The organism is Kocuria subflava (genome assembly GCF_012163155.1).
Classification (GTDB): Bacteria; Actinomycetota; Actinomycetes; order Actinomycetales; family Micrococcaceae; genus Kocuria; species Kocuria subflava.
Map to the genome: position 1 here is coordinate 1 of NZ_JAAVUN010000136.1, position 669 is coordinate 669.

The 669-nt window shown below is 64.6% G+C and carries 1 protein-coding gene; it reads right to left on the reverse strand.

The window, feature by feature from the left end; translation table 11 throughout:
* Positions 1-669 (reverse strand): SRPBCC family protein (locus GTW58_RS13395; protein ID WP_280842328.1); only part of this gene is annotated, 669 nt, incomplete at both ends.

Sequence of the window (669 nt, forward strand, 5' to 3'; positions counted from 1 at the left end):
CGATGCAGTAGATGGTGACCTCGGTCTTGTCGGCGGAGATCGGACGGAACGTGCGGATCTGCGAGGAGAACTGATCCATGATGTAGACGTTCGGGTAGAGGCACAGGTTGCGCGAGATGTTGACCATGAAGTTGGCCATCTCATCCCCGTACTTCTCCACGAGCTCCTCACGGCGGTCCCACAGCGGGCGGTCCTGCGGGTTGCCCCACTCCTGCCACAGCAGCAGGTGACCGTGCTCGAAGGAGTAGAACCCGCCCTTCTGCTTGCCCCACTTGCCGGCGTCCATGGCCTTGGTGGTGTTGGTCGAATCCCCGGAGGACCGGCGGGGCGTGGTCGCGGCGTAGTTCCAGTGCACCGAGGTCACGTGGTAGCCGTCGGCGCCGTTCTCGGCCTGGACCTTCCAGTTGCCGTCGTAGGTGTAGGTCGAGGCACCGCGCAGGACCTCCAGGCCGTCGGGGGACTGGTCGACGATCGAGTCGATCACCTTGGTGGCGTCGCCCAGGTGCTCCTCGAGCGGCTTGACGTCCGGGTTGAGGGAACCGAACAGGAACCCGCGGTAGGACTCGAAGCGTGCGACCTTGGTGAGGTCGTGCGAGCCCTCCTTGTTGAAGGACTCGGGGTAGGCACCGTTGCGGCCGTCCTTGACCTTGAGCAGCTCGCCCGAGTTGC